The organism is Streptomyces doebereineriae, assembly GCF_031845645.1.
GTDB lineage: Bacteria > Actinomycetota > Actinomycetes > Streptomycetales > Streptomycetaceae > Streptomyces > Streptomyces canus.
Genome location: NZ_JAVREZ010000332.1, coordinates 1 through 445 on the forward strand (window position 1 = coordinate 1; position 445 = coordinate 445).

1 protein-coding gene and 1 pseudogene are annotated in these 445 nt (G+C 71.9%); one reads left to right on the forward strand and one right to left on the reverse strand.

Features of this window, described 5'->3' with window-relative positions; all coding sequences use genetic code 11:
- A partial coding sequence (locus RNB18_RS52145) for an endonuclease (protein ID WP_311721072.1) occupies positions 1-134 on the forward strand: 134 nt, incomplete at its 5' end.
- Between the two features lie 12 nt (positions 135-146).
- On the opposite strand, the pseudogene RNB18_RS52150 reads toward RNB18_RS52145, so the two are convergent.
- Positions 147-445: pseudogene (locus RNB18_RS52150) on the reverse strand (glutaminase A); the annotation flags it as partial.

The following is a 445-nucleotide window of genomic DNA, read 5'->3' on the forward strand; positions in this document are numbered from 1 at the left end:
TGCTGAAGCAGTGGAACGAGCAGGACCCGCCGGACGCCTTCGAGAAGCGCCGTAACGACGTCATATTCGAGCGGTTCCAGCACAACCGGAACCCGTTCGTCGACCACCCCGAGTGGGTCGGGGCCATCTGGTAGCCGCGCCCCGGGTCAGTCCTCACCGGCCAGGGTCCTCGCGCACCCCTCCACCGCGGCCTCGCGGGTGGCGTAGCGCGGCAGGTCCTGGCCGGTGCCCTCCCGGACGATGTCCGGCGGGCCGAGCAGGTCGCGCGGGTCGACGACCGCGGCGCGCCGGCCGTCGGCGGAGAGCCGGCCGAGACCGATGTGGAGCATCGACAGGGCGACCGAGTCGATGGCGGTCACGTCGTGCAGGTCCAGCACGACCGACCCCCTCCCGTCGGTCCCCGACTCGTCCAGTGCGTACAGCACGCGTTCGGCCGCCGTGAAGT